We start from the raw sequence: 17448 nt of genomic DNA on the forward strand, positions 1-17448 counted from the left end.
CAACTGCACTCAGTGCTCTCGGGTAAGACAAAGAAAAGAGCCACGGCAACTCGCCGTGGCTCTCTTTGATTCGATGCTGTGTTCGCGTCAGTCGGGCTTTACGGCATCCTTGAGGGCCTTGCCCGGGCGGAACGAGGCAGAAACGGTCGGTCCGATACGGATCTCCGTTCCCGTTCGGGGATTGCGACCCGTGCGCGCCTTGCGCTCACGCGTCTCGAATGTGCCGAAGCCCGAGATCTGAACTCGGTCCCCGCGCTTCAGCGCCTCCGGGATGAGACCGGACTCCGGGTCGAAGAGCGAGTCGACGGCGCGCGTAGCATCCGCCTTGCTCATCCCGGTCCGGTTCGAGAGCTCCTGCACCAGATCCGACTTGTTCATTGGATCGCTCCTGGATAATAGATCGCACGAGGCAGCAGGGGACAAAAAAACCGCGGCCATCGTTCCGTGCAGCGGCGACGCTGAGCCGGGCAGAACGAGCGAGCCGCTCTTGCGCGGTCCAACTCCTGCGAACAACTTGCGGCACACACTCGCCGGACCACCAGTAAGCATATCACTGGTGTTCCGCAGGCGGCCACCTACCGTCTTGCCGAGATACGTTAGAGTGCCGGTCCGGCAGCGTCAAGAGAACAAAGGGCGTACGAAGCGAACGTGATGGGCTCAACGTCGAGCGTGCCGGGCATGGACCCGTGGCGGCAGCGCGAGCTGCACATCACCCGCGAGATCGCACGGGCATTCCTGCAGGCGTCGCACCCGCTGGAGGTCTACCGGATCGCGCTTGCGCGTGTGACGCCGCTCGTCGACGCGAGCTTCTCGTCGGTTTTCCTGCGTGACCCAACCGACCCCGGGCTGCTGAAGCTCGAGTGCGCGCAGAACTGGCCACAGTCGTCTGCCCGCTTTCTCAGCCAGATGCGCATCCGCGAGGGGCGCGGCCCGACCGGTCGGGCGGTGTCGGAGCAGCGGGCGATCACGGCCTCCAACGTCTTCGATGACCCCTCGCTGCGAGAGTGGTGGGAGCCGGCCCGGGAGCTGGGGTTCACCGCGCTGGTGGCACTGCCGCTCGAGTCGGGCGAGGGCGTGGTCGGTGCGCTCAGCTTCTACTTCGAGGAGCCGCATCGATTCCACGCGGAAGAGCTGCATCTGCTGCAACTGCTTGCCGACGAGCTGGCAGCCAGCGCGCAGCGTGTGCAGGCGCTCGACGAGCTGCGCCGCGAGAACACTGCGCTGCGCCGTGAGATGGGGGCACTGCGGGGCCGGATCGGACAGGCGGAGGAGTCCAAGCGACTGAAGGACGAGTTCGTGGCGAACATGAGCCACGAGCTTCGGACGCCGCTCAACTCCATCCTCGGCTACGCCTACCTGCTCCTCGAGGGGCAGACGGGCGAGCTGGAAGCGGCGCAGCAGAACGCCGTGGAGAAGATCCACCGCTCGGCCAACGTGTTGCTGCACCTCATCAACGACCTGCTCGATCTCTCCGAGCTGAAGCTCGGCCGTGCGGAGATCGTGGTCGCACCGGACGACGCCGTGAGCATCGCCCGTCGTGCGGCGGAATCCGTCGGCCAGGCGACACCGCGTGTGACCTTCTCGATCGAGTCAGAAACCGACGAGGTCCCCGTCACGACGGATGGTGAGAAGGTCGCCAAGATCCTCCACAACCTGATCAGCAACGCCTTCAAGTTCACGAGCGAGGGGAGCGTGACGGTGAGCATACGTCGCGTGGAGAATGGCTCACCCGCGCTCGTCGAGTGGACGGTCAGCGACACGGGGATCGGCATTCCACCCGAGCAGCTCGAGGCGGTGTTCGACGAGTTCCGCCAGGTGGACGGGTCCTCGACGCGACTCTACGGCGGGACCGGGCTCGGGCTCGCCCTTTCCCGCCGCCTCGCCCAGCTGCTGGGCGGCCGGATCCTGGTGGAGAGCGAGCCAAACGCCGGGTCGCGCTTCACGCTGCAATTGCCCGCGAAGCCGAAACAGCGCCCCTGAGCCGTCGACCCGTCAGCCTTCCCGTTCTCCCGAGGGAGGCATCATGCGCGGCTTCGTCATCGCCTCCGGCGACAGGATGTCTTCGAGCTTTTCCCGGCTGAGCCACCCCTTTTCCAGCACGAGCTCGTAGACACCGCGACCGGTTTCCAGCGCCTCGCGGGCAACCGCGCTGGAGCGTTCGTAGCCGATGTAGGGCACGAGCGCGGTCACGATGCCGATGCTGCGCTCGACGATGCTGCGGATATGATCGCGGTTGGCCGTGATGCCGCGGACGCAGCGCTCGCGCAGCACGATACAGCTCTGCGTGAGCATGTCGACCGACTGGAAGATGTTGAACGCGATGACCGGCTCGAAGACGTTCAACTGGAGCTGCCCCGCCTCGGCCGCCAGGGTGATCGTCGTGTCATTGCCGATCACCTGGAAGCACGCCTGGTTGACGACCTCCGGAATGACCGGGTTCACCTTGCCCGGCATGATGCTCGAGCCGGGCTGCATGGGCGGCAGGTTGATCTCCGCGAGCCCCGCGCGCGGACCGCTGGAAAGCAGGCGCAGGTCGTTGCAGATCTTCGACAGCTTCACGGCGACGCGCTTGAGCACACCCGATACCAGGACGAATGCACCGGTGTCCTGCGTCGCCTCGACCAGGTCCGGACTCGTGATCAGCTCGAGTCCGGTCACCTCGCTCAGCGCGCGCCGAACCGTCTCCGCGTAGCGGGGATCGGTGTTGATCCCGGTCCCGATCGCGGTGGCGCCCATGTTGATCTCACGCATCAGCGACGCCGTTTCACGCAGCCGCTCGATGTCCTCGCCGAGCGTGACGCCGTACGCGTGGAACTCCTGGCCGAGCGTCATCGGGACGGCGTCCTGCAGCTGTGTGCGCCCCATCTTCAGCACGTCGCCGAACTCTTCGGCCCTGGCCAGGAACGCATCGCGAAGAGAGCCGAGCGCGCCGGCCAGCTCGCCAAGCGAGGAGTAGGTGGCCAGGCGCAGCGCGGTCGGATACACGTCGTTCGTCGACTGCGACAGGTTGACGTGGTTGTTGGGATGCACGACGGCGTACTCACCGCGTCGCCGGCCAAGCAGCTCCAGCGCGCGATTCGCGATGACTTCGTTCGCGTTCATGTTCGTCGACGTGCCGGCACCGCCCTGGATCACATCGACCACGAACTCGTTGTGCAGGTTGCCGGCGCGGATCTCCCGCGCGGCACGCCGGATTGCGTCCGCAATCTCCGGCGCGAGCAGGCCCAGCTCCTCGTTGGCCGTTGCCGCCGCTTCCTTCACCGCAGCGAGCGCGTTGACGAGTGCGGAGTACTGCGCGATCGGAATGCCCGTCATCGGGAAGTTCTCGACCGCGCGCAGCGTCTGTATGCCGTAGTACGCGCGGTCCGGCACGTCGCGCTCACCAAGCAGATCCTTCTCACGCCGCGTCTCACCTGACAGGTACGACTCGCCCCGCCCGGCCAGGCGGGAGTTCGCGGCACGCAGACGGCTGGCAATGATCTGGGCAGCGACGGTGATCAGCTTGCTGTACAGTGCGGGCTGGTCGTGAGAGAGCCGCTCAAAAACGTCGCGCGGGATCTCGAGCACCTCCGACTCCTCGACCGCAACGCCGGACGTCGAGTGCGGATACTCATCGAGCAGGCTGCCCTCGCCATAGGATTCGCCGCTGCCGAGCACGTACAGAACCTGCGGGCGCGACGGCGGCCCCTTCTGGATCTGCACGCGTCCCCGCAGCACGACGCCGAACGCACGGCGCGGCTGGCTCTCGTGGAATACGTATGCACCGCGCTGGTAGGCTGTGACCCTGGCATGTCCGGCGAGCGCACTCAGCTCGTCGGGGGAGAGCTTGCGAGCAAGCGGCTGATGCCGCAGCGCCCGCAAAATCGTCGTGTCCATGACTGCTTCCGACCTCGGGAAAAATGAGACCGGAAGCTAGCCCGCTTCACGGGCGGAAGCGAGTTCGCGCAGGGCGCGTGGGTGGCGTGAGCCGGACCTCAGCGCGCCCCCGGCAGCGGACGCCACGCGGCAAGGCGCCAGGCGCCGAACGCGAGCCAGACGGTGCACCAGGCAGTCACATGAAACGCTGCATGCACCGCGGACAGCGGGTCATCGAGCAGCCGCCCCGGCAACCCTGCCGCATCGTTGATCGGCAGGAGGAAGACGTGCGCAATGGCACGACCGGCGGGCGCGAGGAACAGACTGCCCAGCGGCTCGAGCAGGGATACGAAGAGCAGCAGTGCGAGGAGGTCGCCGCCGCGGTCGGAACCGGCAGCGCTCGTGCCGAAGAGCAGCGCTCCGCCGATCAGCGCGATGAGCATCGCGCCTGCAATCACCTGCAGCACCCACCCCGGGCTCAACGTGTCGTGGAGCAGGCTGCCCGCGACGATACCGACGCCGCTCCACAGGCACACCAGGAGAACGAAGCCCATGTCGATCACCCAGCGGGTGAGAAACGCGTCCTGCGTACGGATCCCCTTCTGGAAGAGCCACACGGCGGCGGCCGGCACGCGTGCGCTGTCACGCGTACCGACAGCGGTGAGCAGGACCGCAATGCTGAACGCGGCAGCGGCCGCACCCCGGCGCCAGTTGTCGAACACGGGGGTGCGGTCGAACGGAACCAGGAACACCAGGGGGAGCAGCGCGATCACAATGACCCCGAACCGGCCCGGGTGCGCGCGCAGCCAGCGTGCGAGCTGCCAGCGAACGAAGACGTATGTCATGCGGATTCCCCCGCTGACAGGCGAGCGGCGAAGGCATCGAAGGAGCCGTAGGCCGAGAGCAGCTCCTCGCGCGTGTGCACGGCGGCGATCGCGCCGCGCGTCATCAGCACGACGCGATCGACGATCCGCTCCAGCTCGTCGAGATGGTGCGATGACACGATCACACTGACCCCGGGACGTCGCAGGGAAAGCAGGATCTCCCGTAGCTCGCGCAGTGCGATCGGGTCGAGGCCGTTCGTCGGCTCGTCCAGCAGCAGCAGCGCGACGCCGCCGATGAGGGCGGCAGCGATCTCGACCCGTCGGCGCTGGCCCTGCGACAGCTGATCCACGCGGTGATTCGCCAGCGCTTCCGTGCCGAACGTCTCGTAGGCGGGTGCATTGCACAGCTCGGCGAGCCCGTCGAGAAACTCGGCCACCCGCAAATGGCCCTCGAAGCGAAACCCTTCGGCGACATATCCGACTCGATGCCTGGAGCGGTACACGTGCGGCGATACACCATCGATGAGCACGCTTCCGGCGGTCGGCTCCAGCGCGCCGAGCAGGATGCCGAGGAGCGTCGACTTGCCGACGCCATTCAGGCCCACGACACCGGTGATACCGGTACCGAGCTCCAGGTTCAGGCCGCGCAGGGCGACCACGTTGTTCGGGTACACGTGGCGAAGGCCGGTGCAGACGATGGATGGCACGGAGCGCTACCTCCCGGTGATCGGCAGCAGCGTGAAGACGATGCTGCGTGGCTCCTCCGCCACGCGCACCACCCCATCTGCGGTGAGGAAGAGAGGCGGCGCCAGCGGCTCGGCGGTGATCCGACCGAGCGGTGTGCCGTCACGGGCGAACGCTTCGACGTGGAGTGCGTCGCCGACTGGATTCGTGCCGGTCAGGATCACGCCCGTCCGCGTGATCGTGGCCCGCTGCAGCGAGGGCATCGTGTCAGGCAGCTGCGGCACGTTGCCGGTGCCCGCCGCGAGGCGCCCCACGCTCGCCTCGTACTGCTGACGCACCGAGTCGGGCGTTGCCCACGCGGGCGCATCATGGCGCGGATGAGTTCGTCCGGAGAAGAGCTCACGTCGCGCGTGGCTGACCGGATCGAAGAGCAGGACCTCGTCGGCCGCTGCGACGATGCGGGGCTGGGTGAAGAACGATGCGCCCGGCGGTGCGCGCAGCACCTCGACGCGTTCACCGTCGCGTCGCAGCTCCAGGACGACCCACTCCATGCTGCCGCGTTCCAGCTCCTGTGCGACGACGTAGACCCTGCCGTCGTGCACTGCGATGTCCTGCGGCAGCAGCGGGCGAGCGGGCGAGCCGATCGGGAGCCGCTCCAGCAGCCGGCCGCTTCGGGACCAGCGCGACACCTCGCGCCGCTCGGTGCCGAGGATGTATACGGTGCTGTCCGCCGCGACGATGCGTGCGGCGCGGCCGATCCCTTCCGGTGAGCCGCCGGGCTGCGCGCCGAATGGTCCGCGGGCACGGGTGCGTGTCGCGACACGCCACGAGGTCGGCGACAGCACGAAGAGCGAGTCGCCGGCAGTCGCGACGTCGACGACCAGGTCGAGATCCGCGTCGATCAGCGTTGCGAGATGACGCGGCTCGCCGGCGAGCGACGAATCGAAGGGGAGCAGGCCGCCGGAGGAAGGCGGCGGAAACCCGCCGCCTTCACCCCTGTGCACGCGCACGCTCACCGCGGCGAGCACCACGCTCGCCGTCACCAGAGTGGCCAGGACCCAGCGTGCGACGTGCATCGCAGCCTCAGCGCGTGGCGCAGCCGGCGAGCATCCCGGTGCAGATCACGCCGAGCGCCCAGCGCGTGAACCAGCCCTCGCCGTCCATGGCGTCAGCGCAGTCCTCGAGAACATCCCGGTAGCAGTCGCTGATCTGCGCGGCCGCCGGCTGCGCGGCTGCAGCCGAAAGGGCGAGCAGCGAGACTGCGAGGGCATTGCGGTACTTCGGCATGCGACACCTCCGTGTGTGCGGGTCGCGCGACCCTGGGTGGAGTCCTGGCGCCGCGTCGTAAGGCCCGCACCGTGCCACCAGCGGGTGAATCGAGAGGTTCCTGACGGAGATGCGTGCTGCTGCTGCTCTTAGCTAAACGGTCCCGGCGGGAAGGGCCATGGCTGAATCGGCCAGCGACTGATCGGGCCGGTGCCGGCGGCGGTCAGGTGGTCAGGTCGTCCATGGCCTCACTGATTTCCCGCTCGCCGATTCCGTGCATGCGAAGCCGCGCACGGAGGGTGTTGCGCGCGACGCCCAGCGCGCGGGCCGCGTGCGTGCGGTTCCCGCGAGCGCGGCGCAGGGCGTCGAGCAGGGCTTCGCGTTCGTCGTGTGCCGGCGCCGGCGCGCTGCGGCCGACGACGGCGTCCGGAAAATCACGAAGCTCGATGATCGGTCCACCGGCGGACAGCACGGCTGCTTCCACCGCGTGCGCGAGCTGGCGGACGTTGCCCGGCCAGTGATGGGTCCGGATCAGGCCGAGGGCGGCGGGCGCGAACCCCCGGATGTAGCGCTGGTAGCGGGCGCAGCTCGTCGCCAGTGCAGCGTGCGCGAGCAGCTCGGCGTCGCTGCCGCGCTCACGGAGTGCGGGCAGGCGGAAGCTCAGGACCAGCAGCCGATGGTAGAGGTCGCGCCGGAAGCGGCGGGTCTCGACGCCGCGCTCGAGGTCGACTCCCGTCGCGGCGATGATCCGGCAGTCCACGCGAACCGGCTGCTCGCCACCGACTCGGCGGAACTCCCGGTCCTCCAGGGCAGTAAGCAGCTTGGCCTGGAGCGGGAGCGGCAGCTCGCCGATCTCGTCCAGGAACAGGGTGCCGCCGTGTGCCTGCTCGAAAAGGCCGCGGTGAGCCTGCTGGGCGCCGGTGAACGCGCCGCGGGTGTGGCCGAAGAACTCGCTCTCGAAGAGCGTCTCCGGGATTCCGGCGCAGTTGACGGCAACGAACGGACCGCGCCGGCGCGCGGAGTTCTGGTGGATCGCGCGCGCGAGTATCCCTTTCCCGGTTCCGCTCTCTCCGGTAAGCAGGACCGAAGCGTCGACGACTGCCGCGCGGGCGCCGAAGCTCCGGATCGCCGCCGCGGCCGCGCTTTCGCCCAGGATTGCGGCAAAGGGACCGCCGCTGTCGTCTGCGGTCATCACGGCAACAGCGTTGCGACGGGATCGGGGCACGGCCATGCCCCGAGGGGCGACCACCGGTGGCGTAATTTCAACCCGATGGCGTAAATTGAGCCGTCCGCCACCTGATCGATGATTGCAGTGCCGCTGCCTGCCGAAGCGGCGGCTTCACGTCCTCCAGGGATCTACCTCATGGCAAAAGACGACTCCGTATTCGAGCAGCCGTCGGCCGGCACCGTCACCCACGACGAGGCGCCGCCCGGGATGCAGCGGCCGCAGGACGACCGCAGCTTCTTCGGCCATCCTGCCGGCCTGTCGACGCTGTTCTTCACGGAAATGTGGGAGCGGTTCTCGTACTACGGGCTGCGGCCGCTCCTCGTGCTCTTCATGGCCGCAGCGCTGGCGGAGGGCGGGTTCGGCTTCGATCGGGACCAGGCGTCGGCGATCGTCGGCATCTACGGGTTCAGCGTGTACCTCGCGTCGCTGCCGGGTGGCTGGGTCGCTGACCGGCTGCTCGGCCTGCGGCGCGCGATCTGGTGGGGTGCGCTGCTGATCTCGCTGGGGCACATCTCGATCGGTGCCTCGGCGTTCCTGCACGGCAGGGTGCCGTTCTTCCTGGGCCTGATCTTCATCGTGCTGGGTACGGGCCTGTTGAAGCCGAACATCTCGGCGATCGTCGGCGACCTGTACCCGGAGGGCGGCGAGCGGCGGGATGCCGGTTTCTCGATCTTCTACATGGGGATCAACATCGGCGCGTTCTTCGGCCAGCTGATCACCGGTTTTCTCGGTGAGCAGGTCGGCTGGCACTGGGGCTTCGGTGCGGCCGGCGTCGGGATGCTGATCGGTCTGGCGGTGTTCACGATGCGGGCGAAGCCGACGCTCGGCGAGCTCGGGCTGGAGCCGTCGCGCCATCCGGACCCGGCGGTGGACGCGAAGCAGCGGCGCACGGGCAAGCTGGCCCTCGGCATCGGCCTGGGCGCCCTGGCGATCGTCGTCATCCTGGCAGCGACCGGCGCGATCACGATCAATCCGCAGGCGGTGGGCACCCGGCTCCGCGACATCACGCTCGTGCTCGTCGCGCTGTTCTTCCTGTCGGTGTTCCTCACGGGCGGGCTGACCACGGAAGAGAAGAAGCGCGTGGGCGTGATCATCGTGCTGTTCCTCTTTGCGATGGTCTTCTGGTCCGCATTCGAGCAGGCGCCGACATCGCTGAACCTGTTTGCAGCCGACTTCACGGATCGCATGCTGGGCGGCTTCGAGATCCCGGCGGTGTGGTTCCAGTCGGTGAACTCGTTCTTCATCATCCTGCTTGCGCCGGTGTTCGCGGCCGTGTGGGTCGGCCTGGGCAAGCGCGGGATCGATCTGTCGGCACCGGCCAAGTTCGCGTTCGGCCTGGCCATGGCGGGCATCGGCTTCGTGCTGATGATTTTTGCCGCGCGGGCCGTGGTCTCGACCGGCGGTGCGACGCTCGTCTCGCCGTGGTGGCTGGTCGGCAGCTACTTCTTCCAGACGGTCGGTGAGCTCGCACTCAGCCCGGTCGGACTGTCGTCCATGACGAAGCTGTCGCCGCGCAAGTACGTCGGGCAGATGATGGGGATCTGGTTCACGGCGTCGGCCCTCGGCAACCTGATCGCAGGCCTGGTCGGCGGTCACGTCGATCCGGAGAACCTGCAGCAGATGCCGGCGCTGTTCGAGCGCACGTCCATCTCGCTGTTCATCGCGGCCGCGGTTCTCGCACTGCTCGTCGTGCCGATCCGTCGCATGATGGCCGCGAGGACACCAGCAACGCGCTGACGCATGCGTCGTCCGCGCACGGTGGTCCGGACACTCGCGATCGCAGCACTCCTGTGTGCTGCGATCGCAGTGTCCGCGCGCCCTGCCCAGGCACAGACGCGCGCGGACAGTGCGGCCGTTCTGCTGGACGCCGCCCGGCGCTTCGAGCAGGAGCGCCGCTCCGAAGTCGCGTCCGCGCTCTACTCGCTCATCCTGCAACGCTACGGTGACACGCCTGCGGCGGCGGCGATACGTGCGCGCTCGCAGGACGGACGCATCGTGCTCGACCGCAGCGGACGCACCGAGCTGCTCGTGTGGGGCACGCTGTACGGGCTGTGGCTGGGAGTCGCTACTCCGCTGATGGTCGATACCGACAACGCGGAAGCGTACGGCATCGGACTGCTCGCCGGCGGGCCCGCCGGGTTCCTCGCGGCGCGCGCTTACACCGGCCGGCGCGAGGTCACTACCGGGCAGGCACGCGCGATCACGTGGGGCGGCACCTACGGCACATGGCAGGGCATCGCACTGGTCGAGCTGCTCGACCTGGGCGAGTCGACGAGCAGCGTCTGTCCACCAGGCGAGCCCTGCTACGAGGTCGAGTACGACGACAACACCACCGAGATCGTTGCCGGCGCTGTCGTCGGCGGCCTGGCCGGCATCACGACGGGCGCACTGCTCGCGCGCAAGCCGATCAGTGCGGGCACGGCCGCCACGGTGAGCCTCGGCTCGATGTGGGGCACCGGCTACGGCGCTGCCCTCTCGTACATCGCCGGCGCGGAGGCCGATGGAGTGCTGCTCGCCGCCATGCTCGGTGGCAATGTCGCCCTCGCCGGCAGTGCGCTCGGCCAGCGGAACTGGCAGCTCACGGAATCGCGCGCTCGACTGATCAGCCTGGCAGGTATCGTTGGCGGGCTGGCGGGCGTGGGCGTCGACCTGGTCGCGAGCGTGGACGATGACAAGATGGCGACACTGATTCCCACGATCGGCGCAACGGCCGGGCTGGTGTTCGGCGTGCTCGCAACACGCTCCCGCGAAACGGGAGACGACCTGCGCGATCCCGGTCCCGACGGCGCGCTCCTCGAAGTCCGGGACGGCCGACTGGGGGTAGGGGCGGCGCTGCCCGTGCCGCGCGCGCTGCAGGACGGCAACCGAACGGTCGCAGGCGTGTACCTTCCGGTGTTCAGCGCACGATTCTGAGCGTCCGCCGCGTCGGACGAGACCGGTTGCCGAGATCATGCCGCGCCTACCCGCCGTTCTGCTGCTGCTCCCGCTTCTTGCCACGGCGTGCCGCGACGACGGCATCGGTCCGGGGACCGGCCGTGTCTTCGTACAGTCGGATCCGCCCGGTGCGCGCATCGCCGTCGACGGCCGCAACACGAACCGTGTCACACCCGACACGATTCGCGGGCTGAGCGGGCAGCACGAGCTGATCGTAACGCTCGACAGCGGCAGATGGTCGTATCGCTACGGTGCGCAGATCAACGTCAGCGACGACAGCATCGCTGCGATCAACGGACCCGTGGTGCTCCGGTGCGGCCGACCGAGCTGCTACCGCGACGTACGTATTTCTCCCACACCGCTGTTCGAGACGTTCCGGCTCTCGATCAATGCACTCGGCACGTTCTTCCTCGAGGACGGCACCGGCGACGGGCTGACGTGGCCGGTCACCACGAACAACAGCTACGTATCGACCGGCATGCCGATGTTCGCCGCACGCCTCTCCAATGGGGACACGGTTGCGCTCGGGATCTACGACCAGCCGTTCCTGGCCGGGCGGCCAGCTCCCCCCGTGGTGCGCGCCGAGGACCAGCTGCGCGCGACGCAGTCGCCATGGGTGATCCCGCCGTCCAACATGATCACCCTCTCGACCGTGCGCGGGCTGCGCCTCGACCAGCACCTCGTCGCGGTGCCGGACGTGCCGGAGGCGATCGGCGTACGGCTCGTCGTCCACAACATTTCCGCTGATCCCCTCTACATGGCGACCGATCCGCTCGTGCCCGAAGGCGGTCTCACGTTCGAGAACGCCTGGATCGGTTACGGGCTGGACGTCGACATCGGCAATGCGACGGACGATGTGATGGCCTATGCGCCCGCCGAGAACATGGTCTTCGCCTACGACTGGGAATGGGAGGAGCCAGGGTTCCAGGGGAGCGCGCGCAGTGCGCCCGGCATGGTCGGCCTCGTCGTGCTGGACACGGAGGCAGGCACGTCACACGTGCTCAACGGCTGGCGCAATGTCGGAGGGGTGACACCGGACTGGGGGGGCGGACGCACGAACGAGTTCCGGGGACTGCGCATGATGAGCGGCATAGGTACCTACCTGCCGTCACATCCCGACCCCGGCATCGGGCACACGCCCGACGCACCGGGCGACGTGCGCCTGCTCATCAGCAGCGGCCCGTTCACCCTCGCGCCGGGCGACTCCGCCACGATGACGTTTGCCGTGGTGATCGCGGAACCGGTGCCGGGTACATTCACGCCGGGGCTGGGCACGCCCCCCGGGGATCCCATGGATCCCACACGGCCGATCCTGGAGATTGGAGCGGGCCTGATCGATCGCGCGCGTGCGGCGCGAATGCTGGTGCCGCTGTTCGAGTAGCGCAGCCCGGCTGGAGGCAGACTAACGCAGCTTCCGCTTCAACTCTTCCAGGCGTTCCTCCGCCGCGCGCTCGCGTGCTTCCCGCTCCATGCGGCGGAAGCCCTGCTCTTCACGCTCGCGCTCGCGCAGGTCGGGCGCCGGCGCGGCGTCGAAGGCCGGTCCGGCGCTCCCGGAACCGACGCGCGGCTCGATTCCACGCTCCTCCAGCGCCGTGCGCATGCGGTCCAGGTCCCCGAGGAGCAGCAACCGCTCCGCCTCGAGCACCTCGACCTTCCGCTCCAGCACCACGGCCCGCTCGGCATGGCGCTCGGCGTACTCGGCAGCGATCCGCGCCGTTTCCGCGTCACCGACCTTTTCTGCCAGACCCTCGCGACGACGGCAGACCGCTTCCTCGCTGCGCTCCGCTTCGGCGTTGCGGCGGGCGGCAGCGAGCTCCGCATCGAGCCGGCGCAGCGAGTCCGACGCGGTCCGCTCGTCGCGCCGCATGGCGCGCGTCGTCGCGTCGCCGGGCTCGTCCTCCAGCTCCCGCTGGAAATTGGCGACTGCCTCGCGCCACGCCTGCTTCCAGTCATCGAACATGCGACGAAGCTAATCAGCGTCGCAGCCAGCAGCCAGCGGCCCGATCATTGCCACCCTGGGAGCTTCCGCCAGCGGCCTGCCGCCGCGCGCATCGTGCAGCGCGAAGCGATCAGCCGCAGCAACGAACGCCTGGAAAGGGGCGGCATTTCCGCAATGCAGGCAGGGAGCACACGTGTGCCGGACGGCGCGGAGCTGAGTGGTGAGGAACAACGGTCCATCACCCACGGCGAATTCTGGATACCCGAGGACGAGCGCACCGTCTACCGGCATGCGCTGAGGGTGCTCAATCGCGCAGGCATCCGCTACATCGTCAGCGGGCTGTACGCGATCTACGAGTACACGGGGATCTACCGCAAGACCAAGGACCTCGACCTGTTCTTCGAGCCCGGCGTCGTCGTCGATGCTGCGCGCGTGCTGCGTGAGGAAGGGTTCGCCACCACGATCGAGCAGTCGCACTGGCTCGCCAAAGCAAAGAAGGACGGCAAGCAGATCGATCTCATCTACGGCATGGGCAACGGCCTGGCACTGATCGATCGTGACTGGTACGAACACTCACGCGCCGGAATCCTGGCGGGTGAGCCCGTGCGCGTCGCGCCGCCCGAGGATCTGATCATGCACCGCATATTCGTGAGCGAACGCCACCGCTCCGATATGGCGGACGTGCTGCACCTGATTCTCTGTCGCGGCGACCAGCTCGACTGGAAACGGCTGCTCCACCGCATACACGCACACTGGCGGCTGTTCCTCGCCCAGATCCACCTGTTCGATTACGTGTATCCCGGCCACCGGCGCCGCATTCCGGACTGGGTGCGCAAGCAGCTCCTCGAACAGGCGCGCGAAGACGACGAGGTGGGCGATCCGGAAGTGTGCGCGGGCACGCTCATCTCCCGCTTCTCGTTCTCGATCGACGTCAACGAATGGGGGTTCCGCGACCTGCGTCACGAGGCGACACGCGCCTCACGCAACCTGCCCGTCATTCGTGAGATCATGGCCAGTGACGTCTGGAAGGCGGAGTCGTGAGCGCGCGTGCCGAGATGGCGGAGCAGACACACGGCGAAAGCCGCCGGCTGCGCATCGCGGCAGTAGGCGACGTGCACTTCGACGGGACGAGCACGGGCGCCCTGCGCGAGGTGTTCGCCGAGGCCAATCGCGAGGCGGACGTGCTCGCACTGCTCGGGGACCTGACCACGCACGGCCGCCCCGAACAGATCGAGGCATTCATCGGTGAGCTCAAGGGCGTAGACATTCCGATCCTGGCAGTGCTCGGCAATCACGACTACGAAGGGGACGCGGCCCCGACCATCACACAGATGCTCGCGGACCGGGACGTCCACGTGCTCGACGGCAGCGGCGTGGTGATCCAGGGGGTCGGGTTCGCCGGGACCAAGGGCTTCGCAGGCGGGTTCGGGCGCGGCGCACTCGCGCCCTTCGGCGAAACGCTGATCAAGGAGTTCGCGAAGCAATCGATCGATGAGTCGATCAAGCTCGAAAACGCGCTGCGCAACCTCACGGCGGAAACACGCGTCGTGCTGCTGCACTACTCGCCGATCGAAGAGACCGTGCACGGTGAGCCCGAGATGATCTGGCCATTCCTCGGCTCCTCACGCCTCGTGCAGCCGATCGACACCATCGGCGCCAACGTCGTCTTCCACGGTCACGCACACCACGGGTCGCTCGAGGGACGCACACCCGGCGGTGTTCCGGTGTTCAATGTGTCCATGCCCATCCTCCGCTCCCGCGAGCTGGGCTTCCTGCTGTACGAGCTCGCGGCACCGGACCGTCGCGGTACGCGGACTCGGCACCAGCGGGCTGATGTGCAGGAGGAGGAAGTGACGGGGGCTGAATCGCGCAGCGGCGAATCTGCCGTTCGAAGCGGCTGGGCGGGTCAGCCGTAGCGCTGCAGAAAGCGGATGAGCGCGACCTCCTCCGGATAGTAGCCTTCCCGCTCCTCGTCAGGCACCTGCTGCCGCCGACTGCGTCGCGCGTGCGTCTCGATCGTCCGGCCCAGCGCATACTGCTCGAGCACAGCGGGGTGGATATACGCCTTGCGGCAGATCGCAGGCGTGTTCCCCAGCTCCGCAGCGACCAGCTTGCACGCGAGCGCGATGTTGCGCTTCGCCTCCGTGTCACTGCGCGGAGGGCCGAGGTCCGCCAGGATCGTGGCCGCGCGCACTGTGCCGCCGAACGTGCGCAGGTCCTTGGACGTGAACCGCTCGCCGAGCACGTCCCGCAGGTAGCGGTTCACGTGCTGCGCCGAGACACTGCGGACCGCGGAAGCGGGTAGCGTGCTGCGGCGGCCATTGCGTCGCGCGGCCGGCTTCGCCTTGCGCGTGACGCGTCGGACGCGCCCCCGCCCGTTGCCGGCTGCAAGCGCGTCTTCATCGGCAATGAACTGGAACAGCCGCCTGCCCGGCAGCTCCAGCAGCTCCTCGATGATCTCCACCAGCGGTGTCGCCGCGACCACCTGCCGCTGGTCCAGGCTGCGCTTGCCGGAATACGAGAAGACGAGGTTGTGCCCGTGCACGCTGACGTGCGATTTGCGCAGCGTGCAGATACCGAAGGTCCGGTTCGCAACCGCGTACCGTTCACTGCCCGCACGGAAATAGGCACGACAGATCAGCCGCACGATCGTCGCGAGCACCCGCTCTCGGTCCAGCCCGCGCCGCTTCAGGTGGCGGTTGGTCACCGCACGCAACTCCGGCAGGGCATCCGCGACATGCAGCACGCGGCGCCACTTCTTCCGGTCCTGCCGCTCCACGTGTCCCGCGCTGTAGCGGTACTGCTTCCGACCCGCAGCATCGAAGCCCCAGACCTGGACCTTCCGATCCGGGTCAGGGGAGATGTGCACGTCCGTCCAGGCCGGTGGGATCACCAGCGCCCGGATGCGCGCAAGCGTCGCCTCGGACGTGAGCTCCCGTCCGTTCGCGCCGATATAGCGGAATCCCCGGCGCGGGTTGCCCTTCCGGCGCCACCAGACCTCCGGCTGCCTGCCCTTTCGCCTCGCGGAATCTCCCATGGGGGCACCGAGTTACACGGACCGTGCCAGTTGGGCGCGCAGGGGCGGAGTGGCAGTGTCACGGGCAGGCGGGACGCCGGAGGCGGTCGGGGCTCGACGCCCTGCCGGTTTTCCAGCGGGGCCGCGCAGGCTGGATGGCTGCCGGGGGCTCGGCGGTGTTCCAGCGGGCCGCGCCAGGGGCTGGATGGCTGGCAGGGGTTAAGCGGGGGCCGGGCCCGAGGGCAGTATTGCTCGTATATCGGACGGCCCGGATGACTGCAGCTGCAGCGGTTGATGCTCGGAAACGTTGCTGGCGTTCGGGTTCGGGTAGATGCGTGCAACGTTGCCTTTGATAATGCGAGGCAATGTTGCTGGCGTTCGGGTTCGGGCAGATGCGTGCAACGTTGCCTTTGATGAGTTCATCGTGCGCCGTCCGGTTCGCGGACCTCGATGGCATCTGAGCGGCTCCCACGCAGTTGACGGCGCAACGGTCCTGCACTATCATACCCTAGGGGGGTACCCTAGGCAGCAGGCAGCAGGCAGACGCGGTACCCGAAACCAGACGAGCCAGAGGAGTCCACACCCATGCACACGCATCCGTCTCACGCCGTGAAGCTCGAGCCCGAGATCAGGGACAAGGCGCTGGCGCGGCTCAAGCGCATCGAGGGGCAGGTCCGCGGGATCCACCGGATGATCGAGGAGGAGCGGTACTGCGCGGACGTGCTGACGCAGATCTCGTCGGTGCAGGAGGCGCTGCGGGGTGTGGGCAAGCTGATGATGCGGAACCACCTGCAGCACTGCATCACGGATGCACTGCGCTCGGGCGATCCGCTGGAAGCGGAGCGGACATACCAGGAAGTGCTCGACCTCATGTACAAGCACGCCCGTTGAGGGCGCGGAGGTATAGAGAATGTCAGGCAATCGAGAGGCGACGGGCGGCACGCGATCCCTGTCGGCGGATGCGTCGGAAGCGGGTCCCGCGCAGGGCATCCACGACCCGGTGCCGGGAAGCGGTTCCGCCGTGTCGTCCGAGCCGCATGCACATCCCGGGTCTGCGGTGACTGGCGCCGCAACGGCACCGTCGGCGAGTGCGGTGGGAACGGGCGACGCCCCGGCGACGTCCGTGGCGGACCCGTCGGCCGAGCGCGTCACGGTGCCGCTGGTCGGCATGACGTGCGCGGCGTGCGCGACGCGGATTCAGAAGAAGGTTTCGAAGGGCGCCGGTGTGCTGGATGTCGCGGTGAACTTCGGTACGGAGCGCGCGACGGTGACGTACGATCCCACGACGTCGAATGCGGGTGAGATCGTCGCGCTGGTACGAAACGCCGGGTATGACGCGCGCGTGGAGGAGACGGAGCTGCACGTGCAGGGTCTCGACATGGCGATGAGCGGGGTACCGGTCGAGCGGCAGCTCCTGTCGCGTGCCGGTGTCGTGAGTGCGTCGGCGAACGTGGCGACGTCGAGTGTGCGGGTGGAGTACCTGCCGGAAACGGTGACGGCGGAGGACATGGCGGAAGCGATCGAGCGTGCGGGCTACCGGCTCGCGCAGCCGATCGACGTCGCGGATCCGGTGGAGCGGGAAAAGGTCGCGCGCGCCCGTGAGTACCGTACGCTTCTGCGGCGCTTCTGGCTGGCGGCTGCGCTCGGCGTGATTTCGATGGTGCTGTCGATGCCGCTCATGATGATGGAAGCGGGCAGCGCG

At 68.1% G+C, this 17448-nt stretch carries 17 protein-coding genes; 8 read left to right on the forward strand and 9 right to left on the reverse strand.

Features of this window, described 5'->3' with window-relative positions:
• Positions 1–87 precede the first annotated feature (87 nt).
• On the reverse strand, positions 88–378 hold the full coding sequence (locus VFU06_10460; protein HEU5209826.1) for an HU family DNA-binding protein: 291 nt from the start codon (positions 376–378) through the stop codon (positions 88–90).
• A gap of 273 nt (positions 379–651) precedes the next feature.
• Here VFU06_10460 and VFU06_10465 point away from each other — a divergent pair, with 273 nt between their 5' ends.
• Positions 652–1980: a GAF domain-containing sensor histidine kinase gene (locus tag VFU06_10465; protein ID HEU5209827.1), complete on the forward strand. Its 1329-nt coding sequence runs from the start codon at positions 652–654 to the stop codon at positions 1978–1980.
• 12 nt (positions 1981–1992) lie between these two features.
• Here the strand turns inward: VFU06_10465 and aspA are convergent, their stop codons facing one another.
• The 6 genes from aspA to VFU06_10495 all read right to left on the reverse strand — a co-directional run bounded on the left by aspA (position 1993) and on the right by VFU06_10495 (position 7821).
• The gene (aspA, locus tag VFU06_10470; protein HEU5209828.1) at positions 1993–3876 is read right to left on the reverse strand and encodes an aspartate ammonia-lyase; all 1884 of its coding nucleotides are present in this window, start codon (positions 3874–3876) and stop codon (positions 1993–1995) included.
• A 98-nt stretch (positions 3877–3974) separates the two neighbouring features.
• On the reverse strand, positions 3975–4700 hold the full coding sequence (locus tag VFU06_10475) for a hypothetical protein (protein HEU5209829.1): 726 nt from the start codon (positions 4698–4700) through the stop codon (positions 3975–3977).
• Positions 4697–5386: an ABC transporter ATP-binding protein gene (locus VFU06_10480; GenBank protein ID HEU5209830.1), complete on the reverse strand. Its 690-nt coding sequence runs from the start codon at positions 5384–5386 to the stop codon at positions 4697–4699. Before VFU06_10480 ends, VFU06_10475 begins: the two co-directional genes overlap by 4 nt.
• A 6-nt stretch (positions 5387–5392) precedes the next feature.
• Positions 5393–6439, reverse strand: coding sequence for a hypothetical protein (locus tag VFU06_10485; protein ID HEU5209831.1), 1047 nt, complete (start codon positions 6437–6439; stop codon positions 5393–5395).
• A 7-nt stretch (positions 6440–6446) separates the two neighbouring features.
• Complete coding sequence (locus tag VFU06_10490; protein HEU5209832.1) at positions 6447–6650, reverse strand: hypothetical protein; 204 nt, start codon at positions 6648–6650, stop codon at positions 6447–6449.
• Between the two features lie 202 nt (positions 6651–6852).
• The gene (locus tag VFU06_10495; protein HEU5209833.1) at positions 6853–7821 is read right to left on the reverse strand and encodes a sigma-54 dependent transcriptional regulator; all 969 of its coding nucleotides are present in this window, start codon (positions 7819–7821) and stop codon (positions 6853–6855) included.
• 171 nt (positions 7822–7992) lie between these two features.
• Here VFU06_10495 and VFU06_10500 point away from each other — a divergent pair, with 171 nt between their 5' ends.
• The 3 genes from VFU06_10500 to VFU06_10510 are packed head-to-tail and all read left to right on the forward strand — an operon-like array spanning position 7993 to position 12172.
• Positions 7993–9594 (forward strand): peptide MFS transporter, encoded by a 1602-nt coding sequence (locus VFU06_10500; GenBank protein ID HEU5209834.1) that lies wholly within the window; start codon positions 7993–7995, stop codon positions 9592–9594.
• A gap of 3 nt (positions 9595–9597) precedes the next feature.
• Entirely contained in the window at positions 9598–10770 is a 1173-nt protein-coding gene (locus tag VFU06_10505; protein ID HEU5209835.1) for a hypothetical protein, read from the forward strand.
• Between the two features lie 37 nt (positions 10771–10807).
• The gene (locus VFU06_10510) at positions 10808–12172 is read left to right on the forward strand and encodes a PEGA domain-containing protein (protein HEU5209836.1); all 1365 of its coding nucleotides are present in this window, start codon (positions 10808–10810) and stop codon (positions 12170–12172) included.
• A 21-nt stretch (positions 12173–12193) separates the two neighbouring features.
• On the opposite strand, the gene VFU06_10515 is transcribed toward VFU06_10510, so the two are convergent.
• The gene (locus tag VFU06_10515; GenBank protein ID HEU5209837.1) at positions 12194–12751 is read right to left on the reverse strand and encodes a hypothetical protein; all 558 of its coding nucleotides are present in this window, start codon (positions 12749–12751) and stop codon (positions 12194–12196) included.
• 153 nt (positions 12752–12904) lie between these two features.
• Between VFU06_10515 and VFU06_10520 the strand changes: the two genes are divergently transcribed.
• Positions 12905–13771: a nucleotidyltransferase gene (locus VFU06_10520; GenBank protein ID HEU5209838.1), complete on the forward strand. Its 867-nt coding sequence runs from the start codon at positions 12905–12907 to the stop codon at positions 13769–13771.
• The gene (locus VFU06_10525; GenBank protein HEU5209839.1) at positions 13768–14646 is read left to right on the forward strand and encodes a metallophosphoesterase; all 879 of its coding nucleotides are present in this window, start codon (positions 13768–13770) and stop codon (positions 14644–14646) included. Before VFU06_10520 ends, VFU06_10525 begins: the two co-directional genes overlap by 4 nt.
• Here the strand turns inward: VFU06_10525 and VFU06_10530 are convergent.
• On the reverse strand, positions 14637–15767 hold the full coding sequence (locus tag VFU06_10530; GenBank protein HEU5209840.1) for a hypothetical protein: 1131 nt from the start codon (positions 15765–15767) through the stop codon (positions 14637–14639). The genes VFU06_10525 and VFU06_10530 overlap by 10 nt on opposite strands.
• A 564-nt stretch (positions 15768–16331) precedes the next feature.
• Here VFU06_10530 and VFU06_10535 point away from each other — a divergent pair.
• Both VFU06_10535 and VFU06_10540 read left to right on the forward strand, forming a co-directional pair.
• The gene (locus VFU06_10535) at positions 16332–16637 is read left to right on the forward strand and encodes a metal-sensitive transcriptional regulator (GenBank protein ID HEU5209841.1); all 306 of its coding nucleotides are present in this window, start codon (positions 16332–16334) and stop codon (positions 16635–16637) included.
• Positions 16638–16656: 19 nt separating this feature from the next.
• Positions 16657–17448: cation transporter (locus VFU06_10540; protein ID HEU5209842.1), on the forward strand; the 792-nt coding region annotated here is incomplete at its 3' end.

The sequence above is a fragment of the Longimicrobiales bacterium genome, from assembly GCA_035764935.1.
Classification (GTDB): Bacteria; Gemmatimonadota; Gemmatimonadetes; order Longimicrobiales; family RSA9; genus DASTYK01.

Bases quoted from the DNA above. Each gene is read 5' to 3' on its own strand.
- VFU06_10460 (HEU5209826.1), bottom strand. From the start codon at position 378: ATGAACAAGTCGGATCTGGTGCAGGAGCTCTCGAACCGGACCGGGATG.
- VFU06_10465 (HEU5209827.1), top strand. From the start codon at position 652: ATGGGCTCAACGTCGAGCGTGCCGGGCATGGACCCGTGGCGGCAGCGC.
- aspA (HEU5209828.1), bottom strand. From the start codon at position 3,876: ATGGACACGACGATTTTGCGGGCGCTGCGGCATCAGCCGCTTGCTCGC.
- VFU06_10475 (HEU5209829.1), bottom strand. From the start codon at position 4,700: ATGACATACGTCTTCGTTCGCTGGCAGCTCGCACGCTGGCTGCGCGCG.
- VFU06_10485 (HEU5209831.1), bottom strand. From the start codon at position 6,439: ATGCACGTCGCACGCTGGGTCCTGGCCACTCTGGTGACGGCGAGCGTG.
- VFU06_10490 (HEU5209832.1), bottom strand. From the start codon at position 6,650: ATGCCGAAGTACCGCAATGCCCTCGCAGTCTCGCTGCTCGCCCTTTCG.
- VFU06_10495 (HEU5209833.1), bottom strand. From the start codon at position 7,821: ATGACCGCAGACGACAGCGGCGGTCCCTTTGCCGCAATCCTGGGCGAA.
- VFU06_10500 (HEU5209834.1), top strand. From the start codon at position 7,993: ATGGCAAAAGACGACTCCGTATTCGAGCAGCCGTCGGCCGGCACCGTC.
- VFU06_10505 (HEU5209835.1), top strand. From the start codon at position 9,598: ATGCGTCGTCCGCGCACGGTGGTCCGGACACTCGCGATCGCAGCACTC.
- VFU06_10510 (HEU5209836.1), top strand. From the start codon at position 10,808: ATGCCGCGCCTACCCGCCGTTCTGCTGCTGCTCCCGCTTCTTGCCACG.
- VFU06_10515 (HEU5209837.1), bottom strand. From the start codon at position 12,751: ATGTTCGATGACTGGAAGCAGGCGTGGCGCGAGGCAGTCGCCAATTTC.
- VFU06_10520 (HEU5209838.1), top strand. From the start codon at position 12,905: ATGCAGGCAGGGAGCACACGTGTGCCGGACGGCGCGGAGCTGAGTGGT.
- VFU06_10530 (HEU5209840.1), bottom strand. From the start codon at position 15,767: ATGGGAGATTCCGCGAGGCGAAAGGGCAGGCAGCCGGAGGTCTGGTGG.
- VFU06_10535 (HEU5209841.1), top strand. From the start codon at position 16,332: ATGCACACGCATCCGTCTCACGCCGTGAAGCTCGAGCCCGAGATCAGG.